10 protein-coding genes are annotated in these 14,501 nt (G+C 70.1%); 4 read left to right on the top strand and 6 right to left on the bottom strand.

What is annotated here, in order from left to right; genetic code table 11:
- The first annotated feature begins 149 nt into the window (after positions 1-149).
- Both QZL85_RS09735 and QZL85_RS09730 read left to right on the top strand, forming a co-directional pair.
- Entirely contained in the window at positions 150-2,663 is a 2,514-nt protein-coding gene (locus QZL85_RS09735) for a circularly permuted type 2 ATP-grasp protein (RefSeq protein WP_295576384.1), read from the top strand.
- Positions 2,660-3,544 carry a transglutaminase family protein gene (locus QZL85_RS09730; RefSeq protein WP_295576383.1) on the top strand — a complete coding sequence of 295 codons (885 nt, stop codon included), beginning with the start codon at positions 2,660-2,662 and terminating at the stop codon, positions 3,542-3,544. Before QZL85_RS09735 ends, QZL85_RS09730 begins: the two co-directional genes overlap by 4 nt.
- Here QZL85_RS09730 and yicI read toward each other — a convergent pair.
- The 6 genes from yicI to QZL85_RS09700 form a co-directional block, all read right to left on the bottom strand.
- Entirely contained in the window at positions 3,534-5,771 is a 2,238-nt protein-coding gene (gene yicI / locus QZL85_RS09725; protein ID WP_295576382.1) for an alpha-xylosidase, read from the bottom strand. The two genes, QZL85_RS09730 and yicI, sit on opposite strands and share 11 nt — an antisense overlap.
- Positions 5,771-6,682 (bottom strand): carbohydrate ABC transporter permease, encoded by a 912-nt coding sequence (locus QZL85_RS09720; RefSeq protein ID WP_295576779.1) that lies wholly within the window; start codon positions 6,680-6,682, stop codon positions 5,771-5,773. Before QZL85_RS09720 ends, yicI begins: the two co-directional genes overlap by 1 nt.
- Positions 6,682-7,662 carry a carbohydrate ABC transporter permease gene (locus QZL85_RS09715; RefSeq protein WP_295576381.1) on the bottom strand — a complete coding sequence of 327 codons (981 nt, stop codon included), beginning with the start codon at positions 7,660-7,662 and terminating at the stop codon, positions 6,682-6,684. The genes QZL85_RS09720 and QZL85_RS09715 overlap by 1 nt, the downstream gene beginning before the upstream one ends.
- A 73-nt stretch (positions 7,663-7,735) precedes the next feature.
- Positions 7,736-9,064 (bottom strand): ABC transporter substrate-binding protein, encoded by a 1,329-nt coding sequence (locus tag QZL85_RS09710; protein ID WP_295576380.1) that lies wholly within the window; start codon positions 9,062-9,064, stop codon positions 7,736-7,738.
- A 135-nt stretch (positions 9,065-9,199) separates the two neighbouring features.
- Positions 9,200-10,213, bottom strand: coding sequence for a LacI family DNA-binding transcriptional regulator (locus QZL85_RS09705; protein ID WP_295576379.1), 1,014 nt, complete (start codon positions 10,211-10,213; stop codon positions 9,200-9,202).
- Between the two features lie 188 nt (positions 10,214-10,401).
- On the bottom strand, positions 10,402-12,924 hold the full coding sequence (locus tag QZL85_RS09700) for an ATP-dependent Clp protease ATP-binding subunit (RefSeq protein ID WP_295576378.1): 2,523 nt from the start codon (positions 12,922-12,924) through the stop codon (positions 10,402-10,404).
- A gap of 263 nt (positions 12,925-13,187) precedes the next feature.
- Here QZL85_RS09700 and QZL85_RS09695 point away from each other — a divergent pair, with 263 nt between their 5' ends.
- Both QZL85_RS09695 and QZL85_RS09690 read left to right on the top strand, forming a co-directional pair.
- Complete coding sequence (locus tag QZL85_RS09695) at positions 13,188-13,946, top strand: hypothetical protein (RefSeq protein WP_295576376.1); 759 nt, start codon at positions 13,188-13,190, stop codon at positions 13,944-13,946.
- Positions 13,943-14,173, top strand: coding sequence for a helix-turn-helix transcriptional regulator (locus tag QZL85_RS09690; protein WP_295576375.1), 231 nt, complete (start codon positions 13,943-13,945; stop codon positions 14,171-14,173). Before QZL85_RS09695 ends, QZL85_RS09690 begins: the two co-directional genes overlap by 4 nt.
- The last annotated feature ends 328 nt before the right edge of the window (positions 14,174-14,501 follow it).

Genomic DNA, 14,501 nt, shown 5'->3' with positions numbered 1-14,501 from the left:
CACCACTTTATGCCCGGCGGTGCGGCGGAACCGGTGCGCCGTAACCCGCGTGCAACAGGGATCCGCCAAGCTGGGGTCATGCCATTCCGCGTCGTTCGCCCGCGCCCCGCCGGGCAGCGGCATCCTGCGACGTCGAGGAGTTCCCCCGCGTGAGCGTGCTGCGCGATTACTCGACAGCGGTGTCGCAGCCGACGCTGCCGTTCGACGCGCCCGGCGGGCCGGTCCGCTACGACGAGGTCGTGGAAGCCGACGGCACCCTCCGGCCGGCGTGGAAGACGCTGGCAGCGCTCGCCCTCGCGGTCACGCCGGACGAGATGCACCGCGTGGACGGCGAGATCACCCGCTTCCTCGCCGACGACGGCGTCTCGTACACACGACGCGACTCGGGCTCCCAGCCGTGGCAGCTCGACCCCATGCCGCTCGTCATCGATGCTCCCGGCTGGGCGCGCCTGGACGTGGGTCTGGCGCAGCGCGCGGAGCTGCTCAACGCCATGCTGCTGGACCTCTACGGCCCGCAGACGCTGCTGCGATCCGGGATCGTGCCCGCCGCCGTGGTCGTCGGCCACTCCGGGTTCGCCCGGCCGATGGCGCGGGCGAGCGCGTTCGACACGAGCCCGCTGCTGCTGTCCGCCGCCGATCTCGGCCGCAACGGCGACGGCGAGTGGCACGTCCTGGCCGACCGGGTGCAGGCGCCGTCGGGACTCGGCTTCGCGGCGGAGAACCGGCGCGTCATCTCGCAGGTGCTCCCCGACCTGTACCAGGAGAGCAGCCTGCACCGGATGGACCCGTACTTCTCGGCGCTGCGCGCGGCGCTGCTGTCGGCGGTCCCGCAGGACATCGAAGATCCCCGCATCGTCATCATGTCGCCGGGCACCCTGTCCGAGACGGCGTTCGACCAGGCCTTCCTCGCGAGCGCCTTGGGCTTCCCGCTCGTGCAGGGGTCCGACCTCGTCGTCCGTGACGGCTGGGTGTGGATGAAGCCGGCCCGCTGGCCGTCGACGAGGCCGACCGAGCGCATCGACGTCATCATCCGTCGGGTGGATGCCGAGTGGTGCGACCCGCTCGAGATGCGCGCCGACTCCCGCCTCGGCGTGGCGGGGCTCTCCGAGGCGGTGCGCCGCGGGCGGGTGCGCCTCGTCAACGGCCTCGGCGCCGGCGTCCTGGAGAACCCGGGACTCATGCCGTTCCTGCCGGCCGCGTGCGAGCACCTGCTCGGCGAGCAGCTGCGTCTCCCCTCGACGCCGACCTGGTGGTGCGGCGACCCGGATGCCCGCGCGGCCGTGCTCCGGCGCGTGGCCGCGAAGGACCCGGCGCTGATCGTCCGCCCCATCGACGAGCCGCGCAAGGCGACGGCCGGCCTGGACCCCGCCGAGCTGGCCGCGCGGATCGAGGCGACACCGCACCGCTTCGTGGGACAGGACCTCCTCCCGCTCTCGCAGGCACCGGTGTGGGGCGGATCGGGTCGCGCGGCGGCGATGCCGCTCACGCTCCGCGCGTTCACGCTGCGGTACGGCTCCGCCTACCGGCCGCTCGTCGGCGGCCTCGCGGCCTTCCGCGAGACGATCGACTCCGCCCCGATCACGAAGGACGTGTGGGTCCTCAAGAGCTCGGACACCGACCCCGACCAGGGGCTCACCGAGATCCTGCCGCTGCCCTCCGCCCGCTCGATCCCGGCTCTCGCGCCCCGCGCGCTGGAGGACATGTTCTGGACCGGACGGTACGCCGAGCGCACGGAGGACCTGCTGCGACTCCTGCTTGCGACACAGGCGGAGCTGGATCAGCCCGGCGCCCACGCCGCCGTCGTCGACGGCGCCGCGCAGGTGCTCCTCGGGGCCCTGCACCGCCTCGCCGGCGCGCGGTTCCTCGACCCGGAGGCCGAGTTCCGCTCCCTCCTGCTCGACGCCGGGCGTCCCGGCTCGGTCGCCCACTCCGTGGCCAGGCTCCGCGATGCGCTGGAAGGCGTCCGCGATCAGCTGTCCGGTGACACGTGGCGGGTCTTCGCGAACGTCGACCGCGCGACGCGCGCACTGCGCAGCTCGGCGCACCCGCACCGCACGTCGGAATCCGCCGGTCGCATGCTCGCCGCCATCCTCGTGCTGTACGGGGTCACCGCGAACATGATCCGCGACACGGGCTGGCACATGATCGAAGCAGGCCGCGCCCTGGAGCGCGGACTGCAGCTCTGCCACCTGCTGAGCGCCGGACTCACCGACGTGCGGACCCCGCGCGTCGAGCGCGCAGCGCTGGAGAACCTCCTGACGACCGCTGAGAGCATCGTGACCTACCGCCGTCGGTACCGCGGCTCGCTGCGCGCCGCGGACGCCCTCGACCTCCTGCTGCTCGACCGCGACAACCCGCGCTCGCTGTCGTTCGCGCTCGCCGGGCTCCGCTCGCACCTCGCGGCCATGCCGGCATCCACCGGCTCGACGCGGGCCGAGCGTCTGCTCGACCACCTCGAGACGGAGCTCCTCGCCGTCGAGGCTGCGGCACTCGCCGCGACCGGCGGCGGCCGCCGGCCGGCCCTCGCCGACTTCCTGGCGGGCGTGCAGGCCCAGCTCGAGCAGCTCGCCGAGGCGATCGCGCACCTGCACTTCGAGATGGGCCCGCCGGCCGTCTCGCTCTCCGAGCTCTCCCTCATCGAGCTGACGGAGGCGCGTCCGTGAAGCAGTATCGCGTCTGGCATCGCACCGCCTACACGTACAGCAAACCCGTCCAGGACAGCGTGGGCCTCTTCCACCTTCTCCCCCGCGCGCTGCCGTGGCAGGAGGTGGCGACCGCATCCATCACCGTCGACCCGGTGCCCGGCGACTACGAGCCCGACGTCGACTACTTCGGCAACTCCGCGACCTACTTCCACCTGACCGACCCGCACGCGCAGCTCACGATCGAGTCGACGAGCGATGTCACGGTGCACGAGCCGGTCTACGACCCGGAAGCCCTCGGCCGGCCCTGGGAGGAGGCGCGTCCGCTCTTCCGACCCGACCTCCCCGGCGCGTGGGCGGCCACCGAGTACGCGCTCGAGTCGGCGCGGGTGGCGCACACGGCGGAGGCGACCGCGTACGCGGCGGAGTCGCTCACCCCGGGGCGACCCATCGGCGAGGCGGCGACCGACCTCATGCAGCGGATCTTCCGCGACTTCGACTACGACAAGACCGCCACGACCGTGACGAGCACCGTCGCGGACGCCTTCCGCAAGCGCGCCGGGGTGTGCCAGGACTTCGCGCACGTCGCGCTCGCCTGCCTGCGCGGGCACGGCATCGCCGCGCGCTACGTGTCCGGGTACCTCGCGACGCAGCCGCCGCCGGGAAAGCAGCGCGTCTTCGGCGCGGATGCCTCGCACGCGTGGGTCGCGGTCTGGCTGCCGGGCACCGACGAGTGGCTCGCCATCGACCCGACCAACAACCAGTGGGCGAACGACCGCTACGTCACGGTCGCGTGGGGCCGCGACTACGGCGACGTCTCCCCGGTGAAGGGCATCATCTTCACGAAGGCGAAGAAGTCGACCCTCCGCGTCTCGGTGGACGTCGCGCCCGTCAGCCCGTGACCTCGGACCGGTCCACGGTGAACTCCTCCCGGCGACCCTCAGGTGTCGTCACGACGACGGTCGCCTCGCCCTCGCCCCCGGCGAACACGCGCAGCCGGAGGCCGTCGAGGTAGTCGTAGTCCGGCCGGTCGGCACGCGCCCCCCAGGGGAGCACGGCCCCGCCGCGCACGTAGAGCGGCAGCGAGTCGAACCCGTGTCGCTCTCTCCGCCACCGGCCTCCGGTCACGACGTCCCCGGTGAGGAGACTCGTCCACTCGCCGTCGGGGAGATAGAACTCCACGTCGCCGTCGGCCGTGAACACGGGCGCCACAAGCAGGCTGGGGCCGAGCATGTACTGCCCGTCGACATACCGCGCGGCGGGGTCGGCCGGGAACTCGAGCGCGAGCGGACGCATGAGGGGGATGCCCGTCTCTGCGGCATCCAGCCCCTGTTGGTAGAGGTACGGCATGAGCTGCATCTTCAGGTGCGAGAAGCGGCGGGTCACCTCCACCGCCTCCTCGTCGAACGCCCACGGCACCCGGTAGGAGTCGGAGCCGTGGAAGCGACTGTGGCTCGACAGCAGCCCGAACGCGGTCCAGCGCTTGAACACCGCGGCATCGGGCGTGCCTTCGAAGCCGCCGATGTCGTGGCTCCAGTGCGCGAAGCCGCTCATCGCGAGCGACAGCCCGCCGCGCAGGCTCTCCGCCATCGACACGAAGGTCGAGGTGTTGTCGCCACCCCAGTGCACCGGCATCGTCTGTCCGCCAGCCGTCGCGGAGCGTGCGAACAGCACCGCCTCCCCCGCTCCGCGCTCATCGACGAGGACGTCGTGGACGGCGCGGTTGTAGAGCTGCGTGTACAGGTTGTGCATGCGCGCCGGGTCGGCGCCGTCATGCCAGACGACGTCGGTCGGGATCCGCTCGCCGAAGTCGGTCTTGAAGCAGTCGACCCCCTGGGCGACCAGGCGCCGGAGGTGCCCCTGATACCAGGCCGTGGCATCAGGGTTCGTGAAGTCGACGAGCCCCATGCCCGCCTGCCAGAGGTCCCACTGCCACACCGATCCGTCGCGGCGGCGGACGAGGTAGCCCGCCGCGGCGGCCTCGGCGAACAGCGGCGAGCGCTGCCCGATGTACGGGTTGATCCAGGCGGACACCCGCAGTCCCCGGTCGTGGAGGCGGGCGAGCATCCCCTCCGGGTCGGGGAAGACGCGCGGATCCCACTCGAAGTCGCACCAGTTGAACTCGCGCATCCAGAAGCAGTCGAAGTGGAAGACCGACAGCGGCAGGTCGCGCTCGGCCATGCCCTCGATGAAGGAGGTGACCGTCGCCTCGTCGTAGTCGGTCGTGAACGACGTGGACAGCCAGGGACCGTACGACCACGCCGGCACCACGGGCGGGCGCCCGGTCAGGGCCGTGTAGCGCGACAGCACGTCGGCGGGGGTGGGGCCGGCCACGACGAAGTACTCGAGGACTTCGCCCGGCACCGCGAACTGCACGCGCTCGACGGCCTCGGAGCCGATCTCGAACGAGACGTGTCCGGGGTCGTTGACGAGGAGGCCGTATCCGGCCGATGACAGGTAGAACGGCACGTTCTTGTAGGCCTGCTCGCTGGAGGTGCCGCCGTCGGCGTTCCAGATGTCCACCGACTGCCCGTTCTTCACGAGGGGCCCGAAGCGCTCACCCAGACCGTAGATCGTCTCCCCGACGCCGAGGTCGAGCTGTTCGTGCACGAACACGCGCTCGTCGGGCAGGCCGGTCTCGGCCCGGGCGTTGCCGACGATGCCGCGGTCGACCGAGGCATCGGCGCTCAGCCGGAGGTAGGCGGCGGACTTGTGACCGCTGCCGGTCACGCGTCGGCCGTCGACCTCGAACGCGAGCGACCACGGCGCGCCGGCCGAGACGCGCGCGGTGAGGGCGCCCGCGCGGAGCGTCCCCCCGGCCGCGTCGACCTGCGCGACGCCGACGTCGCCCGCCTCGATGCCGGGTGTCTCGAAGCCGCCGTGCCAGATGCCGCCTTCGTGGTGGGCGATCCGCACCCGGATGACCCCCTCCCGCGGCGCGGACAGCGTCACCGTCAGCACCGGCCGATTGAGGGTCGCCCCGCGCCCGGTGATGGCGGCGGTGGGGGCGGTGACGCGCAGCCCCGGGCCGTCGGGTGTCGCATCCGTCGCCTCGATGTCGAAGGCCTCGTGCGCGTACAGCGCCGTGACGCCTGGTCGCAGCTGCCAGAATCCGTCGGTGAACTTCATTACTTGACTGCTCCTGCCGTGATGCCGCGTGTCAGCGTGCGCTGGAAGATGAGGAAGAAGATGAGCGTCGGGATGATGCCCAGCAGCGCCGACGCGCTCGTGGTGGTCACGTCCATGAGCCGGTCCCCCTGCAGAACGCTGATCGCGACGGGCACGGTCTGGTTCGCGTTCGAGGCGAGGAAGGTCAGCGGGATGAGGAACTCGTTCCACGTCCAGATGAAGAAGAAGATGAGCAGCACCGACAGGGTGGGCCGGCTGATCGGGAACACCACCCGCCACAGGATCTGCCAGCGAGACGCCCCGTCGAGCGACGCCGCCTCGAGGATCTCCTTCGGGAAGGTGCCGTACACGGCGGACAGCAGGTAGGTGCCGAAGGCGGCCTGGACCACGGTGAAGATGATGATGACGGCCCAGACGTTGTCGTAGAGTCCCACCTCTTTGAACATGAAGTACAGCGGGTACAGCAGCGCCTCCTGCGGCAGCAGGTTCGCGAGCAGGAACAGCAGCACGATCCAGGCACGGCCCCGAATCCGGCCGATGCCGATCGCGAAGGCATTGAGCATCGACAGCAGCACGGCGAGCACCGACACCACGCCCGAGATGAGGATCGAGTTCCAGACCTTCTGCGGGAAGTTCACCCGCTCCCAGAACTTCTGGATGCCGGTGAAGTCGAGAGTCTCGGGGAAGGCGAGCGGACCGGAGGTCGCGTAGTCGACCGGCGACTTGAACGAGTTCACGAGGATGAGGTAGAAGGGCACCAGGATGAGGACCGCGCCGAGGGAGACGAGCGCCAGCATGAGCCAGTCGACGCCGCGCTTGCGGGTCATCCCGCCGCGCGGACGGGGACGGCGACCCGACGACGGTCGCCCCACGGTGGCCGCGTCTACGGTGAGAACGGTGGTGCCGGCCATCACAGACCTGCCCTTTCCTTGCGCTCGAGCGATGTCTGCACCCGGATGAAGATGACGGAGACGATCACGACCAGGATCGTGAGGACGGTCGCGATGGTCGCGCCGTACCCGACGTTGCGCTTCGTGAAGAACTCCGTGTACGCGTAGTAGGCGGGGACGAGCGTCGCCCCGGCCGGTCCGCCGCCGGTGATGACGTAGACCGGGCCGAACACCTTCAGCGCCGCGATCGTGCAGGTGAGGGTCACGACGAAGATCTCGGGACGGATGATGCTCATGGTGATCGCGGTGAAGCGCTGCCGCCAGTTCGCGCCGTCGAGTTCGGCCGCCTCGTACAGCTCGGGGTCGACCCGCTGGAGGGCGGCCATGAAGACGACCACCGGATAGCCGATCTGCACCCACACCAGAACGACCATGAGCACGATGAGCGCCGAGGGCATCTGACCGAGCCAGTCGACCGGGCCGAGGCCGAAGAGGGCGAGGATCTGGTTGAGGGCGCCCTCGCCGCCCGGCCGCACGATCCAGCCGATGACGATGCCGGCGACGGCGACGGGGAGGATCTGCGGCAGGTAGTAGGTGGCGCGGAGGAAGCTCCCGACCTTGCCGCCGAACTTCCGCCCGACGACGTCGAAGAGCAGCGCCGCCACGAGCAGGCCGACGATCGTGGGCACCACGACCATCGCGAGCACCATCCACACCGAGTTGCCGAACGACGTCCAGAAGTCGTCGTCGGTGAGGAGCTTCTGCCAGTTGTCCAGCCCGATGAACTCGGGCTCGCGCACTCCCCGCCAGCGCGTGAACGTCAGGTACACGTTCCAGACGAGCGGGACGAGGACCACGACGATCAACAGGGCGAGGCCCGGGAGCAGGTACAGCCAGTACGCTCCGGTCCCGCCGGAACGCTGCGGGATCGACGGTTCCTCGGGGGGCAACGGCGTCCGTGGATGCTGCTTCGGTCGCCGCGGTGGCGTGACGGTGGTCATGGGGACTCTCCTCAGGTCCGAGACGGGGGTGGGTGGGAGCGGCATCTCGGGTCGGCGCCGCTCCCACCCGGGGTCAACGGAAGTCGGCCGTGCCCTCGTCGTACTGGGCGCCGAGCTTGGCGTTGGTGGTCGCGACATCCTGCGAGCCGGTCACGAGACCCTGCAGCTGCTGGACGATGACGTCGTAGAAGCCGGGCGCGGGCCAGTCGGGGTAGAAGGACAGTCCGTCGGCGTCGAGGATGCCGTTGAACACCGTGATGAGCTCCTGGCTCTTCTCGTCGGTGATGTCGGCGGGGTCGGCCGCCACCGGCACACCGCCGTTGTTGCCGATGATCGCCTGGATCTCAGGACGCATCGTGATGTCGATGAACTCGTAGGCCAGCTCCTTGTTGGCCGCGTTCTCGGGGACGACCCACAGGTTTCCCGACGACCCGAGCGACAGCGTCGCCTCGGGGAACGCGGTCATCGTCCAGTCGAAGCCGGTCGCCTCGGCGACGAACCGGCCGTACCACCACGATCCCGACACGAAGATCGGCGCCGAGCCGTTGATGAAGGACACTCCGGCATCCTCCGCCTTGATGGAGGAGACGTCGGAGCCGATGTAGCCCGCGTCGACGTACTCCGCGAGGGTCTCGCTGGCGTAGGTGACCTCCGGCCCTTCCCAGTCGACGGGGTTCTCGTAGAGCTGGTAGTCGTCGACGAACTGCCGGTCGGCCTGGCTCAGCGCGAGCTGGTACCAGAGCTGCCCGAGCGGGTATTCCGCGCCGGCTTCGGCGAGCGGGGTGATCCCCTTCGCGACGAAGGCGTCGAGCACGTCGACGAATTCGTCGTAGGTGGTCGGGACCTCGAGACCCGCGTCCGCGAAGGCGTCCAGGTTGTAGTAGACCCCGACGAACTCGCCGTAGTTCGGGATGCCGTACCAGTTGTCGCCGCCCATGACGCCGTCGTCGGTGTACTTCGCGGTGGTCTGCAGCGACGGCGCGAGCTTGTCAGCCCAGCCGAACTCGTCGACCGCGTCGCTGATGTCCGAGATCAGCCCCGTGCTCGCCAGGAAGCCGGCCGTCGCGTTGCCCTTGTTGAACTCCATCAGGTCGGGTGCTGCATCGGTGTCGAGCACCTGGCTGGCGGTGGACTGGATCTGTTCGAAGGACTTCTCCTCGAACTCGACGGTGGCCCCCGTCTCCTCCTCGAAGATGTCGATGGCCTCAGCCCACGCCTTCCCCATGGCACTGTCGGCGCCTTCGTAATGCCACAGCTTGAGCGTCCCGCCGTCGGCGGGATCGGCGTCCGCGCCGCCGCCGCCACAGGCGGACAGGGCGAGCGCCCCGATCGTGAGAACAGCGACGGTGGCGGCTCCTCGCCGCGCGTTCCGCCGGGTGGTGCCGGGTGTCGTGCGTGCCATGGTGGCACTCCTTTCGCAGTGACCTTCGTTGGTGTTTCGAGATGCGTCGGCGGATCGACCAGGCGCGCAAGGCCTTGTCGAAGCGCTTCGATGACGCGGGTGGAGAAGCGCGATGTTCAGTTGGAGGAGGGTTGGTCAGCGCCTCGGCGGCGCGACCGACCCGTGGACGATGAGCGTGGGTGGGATGAGATGAAGCGTGGCCTCGGGCGGCTCGTCGCTCAGGCTCTGCAGAGCGAGTTCGACGGCGAGATCGCAGGAGGCCTCGGGGATCAGCGGGATGACGTCGACGGGGAAGGGAAGGGCGGCCGTGTCGAAGGATGCGGCCACCGAGATCAGCGAGACGTCGCCGGGGACGCTGAGGCCCCGGTCGGCCAGCTCGGCGAGCACTACCAGATGGACATCGTCGGCGGCGTGCACGGCGAACGCCGTGACCCCGTCGTCGAGCATCTCAGCGACCGCTCGGCGTGTGAGATCCGCACTCGTGCTGTTGACGCCGGAGGTGCGTGAGACGGCGCGCACTCCGCGCTCGGCCGCGCGCGCCGTGAAGGCGCGGCGCAGGCGCGGCGGGAAGTTGGACTTCTCGTAGGCCACGTCCGGCTGACCGATGAGCCCGATGACCTCGTGCCCCGCGTCGATGAGACGGTCGGCGGCCAGCGCGGCCGCCGACTCGAAGTCGAGGTCGACGCAGACGAGCCCTTCGCGGTCGTTGGGCACCCCGATGAAGACGGTCGGCGTGGCGATCGACCGCGCGAGCGGGACGCGCTCGTCGTCCGGCCCGACGTCGAGGACCAGGATCGCGTCCACCAGGCCGCTCGCGGCGACCCGCCCCATCCCCGCCGAGGCCTGCTCGTCGGTCAGCAGGAGGATGTCGTAGTCGTGCCGGCGGGCGGCGATGGTCGTGGCGAGCACGAACGCCATGTGCGTCGGGGCGTGGGAGTCGGCGCGCAGCGGCTCGGTGAGCGCGAAGATCTGCGTGCGGCTGCCCGCGAGCATGCGCGCGCCCGCGTTCGGGCTGTAGCCCAGCTCGCGGACGGCCGCCTCGATCCGTCGCCTCGTGTCCGCAGCGACGGGACGCTTCCCGCTCAGCGCGTAGGAGACGGTGCTGATCGACACCCCGGCGGCCTCGGCCACCTCGGTGATGTTCGCCATGTCGACTCCGTCGTCTCCGTCACAGGTTCTCGAAACGCTTCGCGGAAGCGCTTCGAGGACATGGTACGCAGACGGGCGGACGGAGTGCAAGGACTTTGTGGAAGTCGGCAACATATCGCTGCAGGTCACCCCGGGAACGACGAAGAGCGGATGCCGCGTGGCATCCGCTCTTCGTGTGGTGCGTCAGGTCAGGAGCCGGTCGCCATGTCTGGCGTCGCGGCGATCTCGCCGGCGGCGCCGACGCCGATCGCGACCTTGTCGCCGCGCGCGGCCTTCTCGAACACGAACTTGCCGCCCTGCGCGTCGACCGTGACGTGGTCGCCCGCGGTCAGCTCGCCGTGCAGGATGCGCTCGCTGAGCTGGTCCTCGACCTCACGCTGCATGGCGCGGCGCAGCGGCCGCGCGCCGAGCGTCGGGTCGAACCCGATCTCGATGAGCTTGTCCTTCGCGGCATCCGTCAGCTCCACCGTCATGTCACGGTCGAGCAGACGCTCGGCGAGACGCTTCGTGAAGAGGCCGACGATCTGACGCAGCTCGCCCTTGTTCAGCTGCGGGAAGACGATGATGTCGTCGAGGCGGTTGAGGAACTCGGGCTTGAAGTGACGCTTCAGCTCCTCATCGACCTTGCCCTTCATCCGCTCGTAGCTGGTCTGGGCGTTGCCCTCGACCTGGAAGCCGACCGGACCACCGGCGATCGCCGACGAACCGAGGTTCGTCGTCATGATGATCACAGTGTTCTTGAAGTCGACCACGCGGCCCTGACCGTCGGTCAGGCGACCCTCTTCGAGGATCTGCAGCAGCGAGTTGAAGATGTCCGGGTGGGCCTTCTCGATCTCGTCGAAGAGGACCACGGAGAACGGCTTGCGGCGCACCTTCTCGGTGAGCTGGCCGCCCTCTTCGAACCCGACGAATCCGGGAGGGGCGCCGAACAGACGCGACACGGTGTGCTTCTCGCCGAACTCCGACATGTCGAGGGAGATGAGCGCACCCTCGTCGTCGAAGAGGAACTCGGCGAGCGCCTTCGCGAGCTCCGTCTTGCCGACGCCCGTGGGGCCGGCGAAGATGAACGAGCCCGAGGGACGCTTCGGGTCCTTGAGGCCGGCGCGCTGACGACGGATCGTGCGCGAGAGCGCGGCGATCGCCTCTTCCTGGCCGATGACGCGCTGGTGCAGCGCCTTCTCCATGAAGACGAGACGGCTGGTCTCCTCCTCGGTGAGCTTGAACACCGGGATGCCGGTGGCCTGGGCGAGCACCTCGGCGATCAGACCCTCGTCGACGACCGCGTGGGACGCGACGTCGCCGGAGCGCCACTGCTTCTCCAGGCGGAGACGCTCGGCGAGCAGCGACTTCTCCTCGTCGCGCAGCGACGCGGCCTTCTCGAAGTCCTGCTCCTCGCTCGCGCGCTCCTTGTCCTCGCGGACCTTGGCGATCTTCTCGTCGAACTCGCGCAGCTCCGGCGGGGACGACAGGATCGACAGGCGCAGGCGGGCGCCGGCCTCGTCGATCAGGTCGATGGCCTTGTCGGGCAGGAAGCGGTCCGACACGTAGCGGTCGGACAGGTTCGCCGCCGCGACGATCGCGCCGTCGGTGATCTGCACCTTGTGGTGCGCCTCGTAGCGGTCGCGCAGCCCCTTGAGGATGTTGATCGCGTGGGGCAGGCTCGGCTCGGCCACCTGGATCGGCTGGAAGCGGCGCTCGAGCGCCGCATCCTTCTCGAAGTGCTTGCGGTACTCGTCCAGCGTGGTCGCGCCGATCGTCTGCAGCTCGCCGCGGGCGAGCAGCGGCTTCAGGATCGAGGCGGCGTCGATCGCACCCTCGGCGGCTCCGGCACCCACGAGGGTGTGGATCTCGTCGATGAAGACGATGATGTCGCCGCGGGTGCGGATCTCCTTGGTGACCTTCTTCAGGCGCTCCTCGAAGTCGCCGCGGTAGCGGGATCCGGCGATGAGCGAGCCGAGGTCGAGCGAGTAGACCTGCTTGTCCTTCAGCGTCTCGGGCACCTCGTTCTTGACGATCGCCTGCGCGAGGCCCTCGACGACGGCGGTCTTGCCGACGCCGGGCTCGCCGATGAGGACGGGGTTGTTCTTGGAGCGGCGGGAGAGGATCTGCATGACCCGCTCGATCTCCTTCTCGCGCCCGATCACGGGGTCGAGCTTGTTGTCGCGCGCCGCCTGCGTGAGGTTGCGGCCGAACTGGTCGAGGACCGCCGAGCCGCCCTGGGCGGGCTGGTTCTGCTCGCCGGCACCGGTGGCGACGCCCGCGGGCTCCTTGCCCTGGTAGCCGCTGAGCAGCTGGATGACCTGCTGGCGTACCTTGTTGAGGTCCGCGCCGAGCTTGACGAGCACCTGCGCGGCGACGCCCTCGCCCTCGCGGATCAGGCCGAGCAGGATGTGCTCGGTGCCGATGTAGTTGTGGCCCAGCTGCAGCGCTTCGCGCAGCGACAGCTCGAGCACCTTCTTCGCCCGCGGCGTGAAGGGGATGTGGCCGGTCGGCTGCTGCTGGCCCTGACCGATGATGTCCTGGACCTGCTCGCGGACGGCGTCCAGCGAGATGCCCAGCGACTCCAGCGCCTTGGCGGCGACGCCCTCGCCCTCGTGGATGAGACCGAGCAGGATGTGCTCGGTGCCGATGTAGTTGTGGTTGAGCATCTTCGCCTCTTCTTGGGCGAGGACGACCACACGACGGGCACGGTCCGTGAATCTCTCGAACATCGTCGACTCCTCCGCGCACCGAGTGTTCCGGTGCTTACGAAAGACGATAACCACCACCGGATGCCGGCATGCCCGTGTTCGCCGTCGGCGCACCGGTGCCAGGGTCGGCGCGGGTTGGAGTTTCGAGCGCCGCGTGCGCGCTCACCTGTCGCGTCTTGGGCGCGCGGACGGCCGATCGCGCCCGGCGAAGCGCTGTTGACACGGCATCCCTGGCGGCCATATCGTTTGTCGATAACAACGACTTTCGATATGGATGGTGTGACATGGGCTCAGCCTGGATCTATCTCGTCGCCGTGCCGGTGGTGCTCGTCGTCGCCGGGGTCATCGTCGTCTTCGCCCGCGCGGCCATGAGGGCACGGCAGGCCGGCGAAGCCTCCCCCGTCATCACCGTCACCTTGGTCGTCGCGGCCCTCTGGGCCGGACTCTCGGTCATCGGAGCGATCGTGACCCTGGCGCTGGCACTCGGGAGCCCGGAGGTGGCCATCGCCTTCCCCGTGCGCGAGTTCTGGCCGCAGCTGCCGACGGACACGACGATCGACGGTCCGACGGCCACGCTCGTCTCGGGCGGCTTCACCACGGCCGGCGGCATGGTCGCCGACCTGAGCGACGCCGCGCGCGTCTGCTGGGGCATCGGCCAGGCGCTCGGGTGGCTCGTGCCGGGCGCGATCGCCGGGCTGCTCGCTGTGGGCTGCTTCCAGCTGCTCGCCGGGCGGGCGTTCGCGCCGGTCGTCGCGCGGATGGCGATGATCACGGCGGTCGTCGTCATGATCGGCGGTGTCGCGGCGCAGGTGCTCGGCGACGTCGCGGGGAGCATGGCGGCGGCGGAGGTCCTGCAGCTGAGCGGCGGGAGCTACGAAGAGGTCGCGGGCATCGAGAGCGTCTTCGATGCCTGGTGGCCGCAGCCCGCCTTCGGGATCACCTTCCCGTTCTGGCCGATCGCCGCCGGCCTCGGCTTCGCCGCACTCGCGTCGATCCTCCGGCACGGCTCGCGACTCGAGCGCGACACCGCGGGGCTCGTGTGAGCCCGGCCGACGACGACGAGCTCACCGGCATCCACTGCCGACTCGACGAGCTGCTCGCGGAGCGCGGGATGACGCTCACGCGCCTGTCGGACCTGGTCGGCGTTTCGGTGGTCAACCTCTCGGTGCTCAAGAACGATCGCGCCCGCGCGATCCGGTATTCGACGCTGTCGGCGATCTGCCGCGCGCTCGACTGCGAGGTCGGCGACCTGCTGGTGCGCGCCGACTGAGCCGGGGGGCGTGCAAGCCTTGTTCGCCTGCCGCAACGCGCCGACGGCCCGGGTTCCGGTTCATCCGCGGCAAAGAGCGGGTGCGGCGTCCGGACACCCGCCGTGTGGCGCGGATGAAGAGAGACCGTGTTGTTCATCCGCGCCAAAGTGTGGGTGCGGCGGCCGAGGACCCGCACTTTGACGCCTGCGAAGATCGGGCGGGCGCGGGCGTGGGCGCGCCGCGGCGGCACGGGCGCGGGGACTGGCGCGGGGACGGAGCGCAGGCGCCCGGCGACGGGCGCGGGGCGCGGGCGCGCGGGACGGGGCGGGCGCGGGGGCAGGCGTGGGC

The sequence above is a fragment of the uncultured Microbacterium sp. genome, assembly GCF_900078385.1.
In the GTDB taxonomy this organism is placed as follows: Bacteria; Actinomycetota; Actinomycetes; order Actinomycetales; family Microbacteriaceae; genus Microbacterium.
Note: the sequence above shows the minus strand (reverse complement) of the source record. Positions and strands in the feature narration are given on the sequence as shown.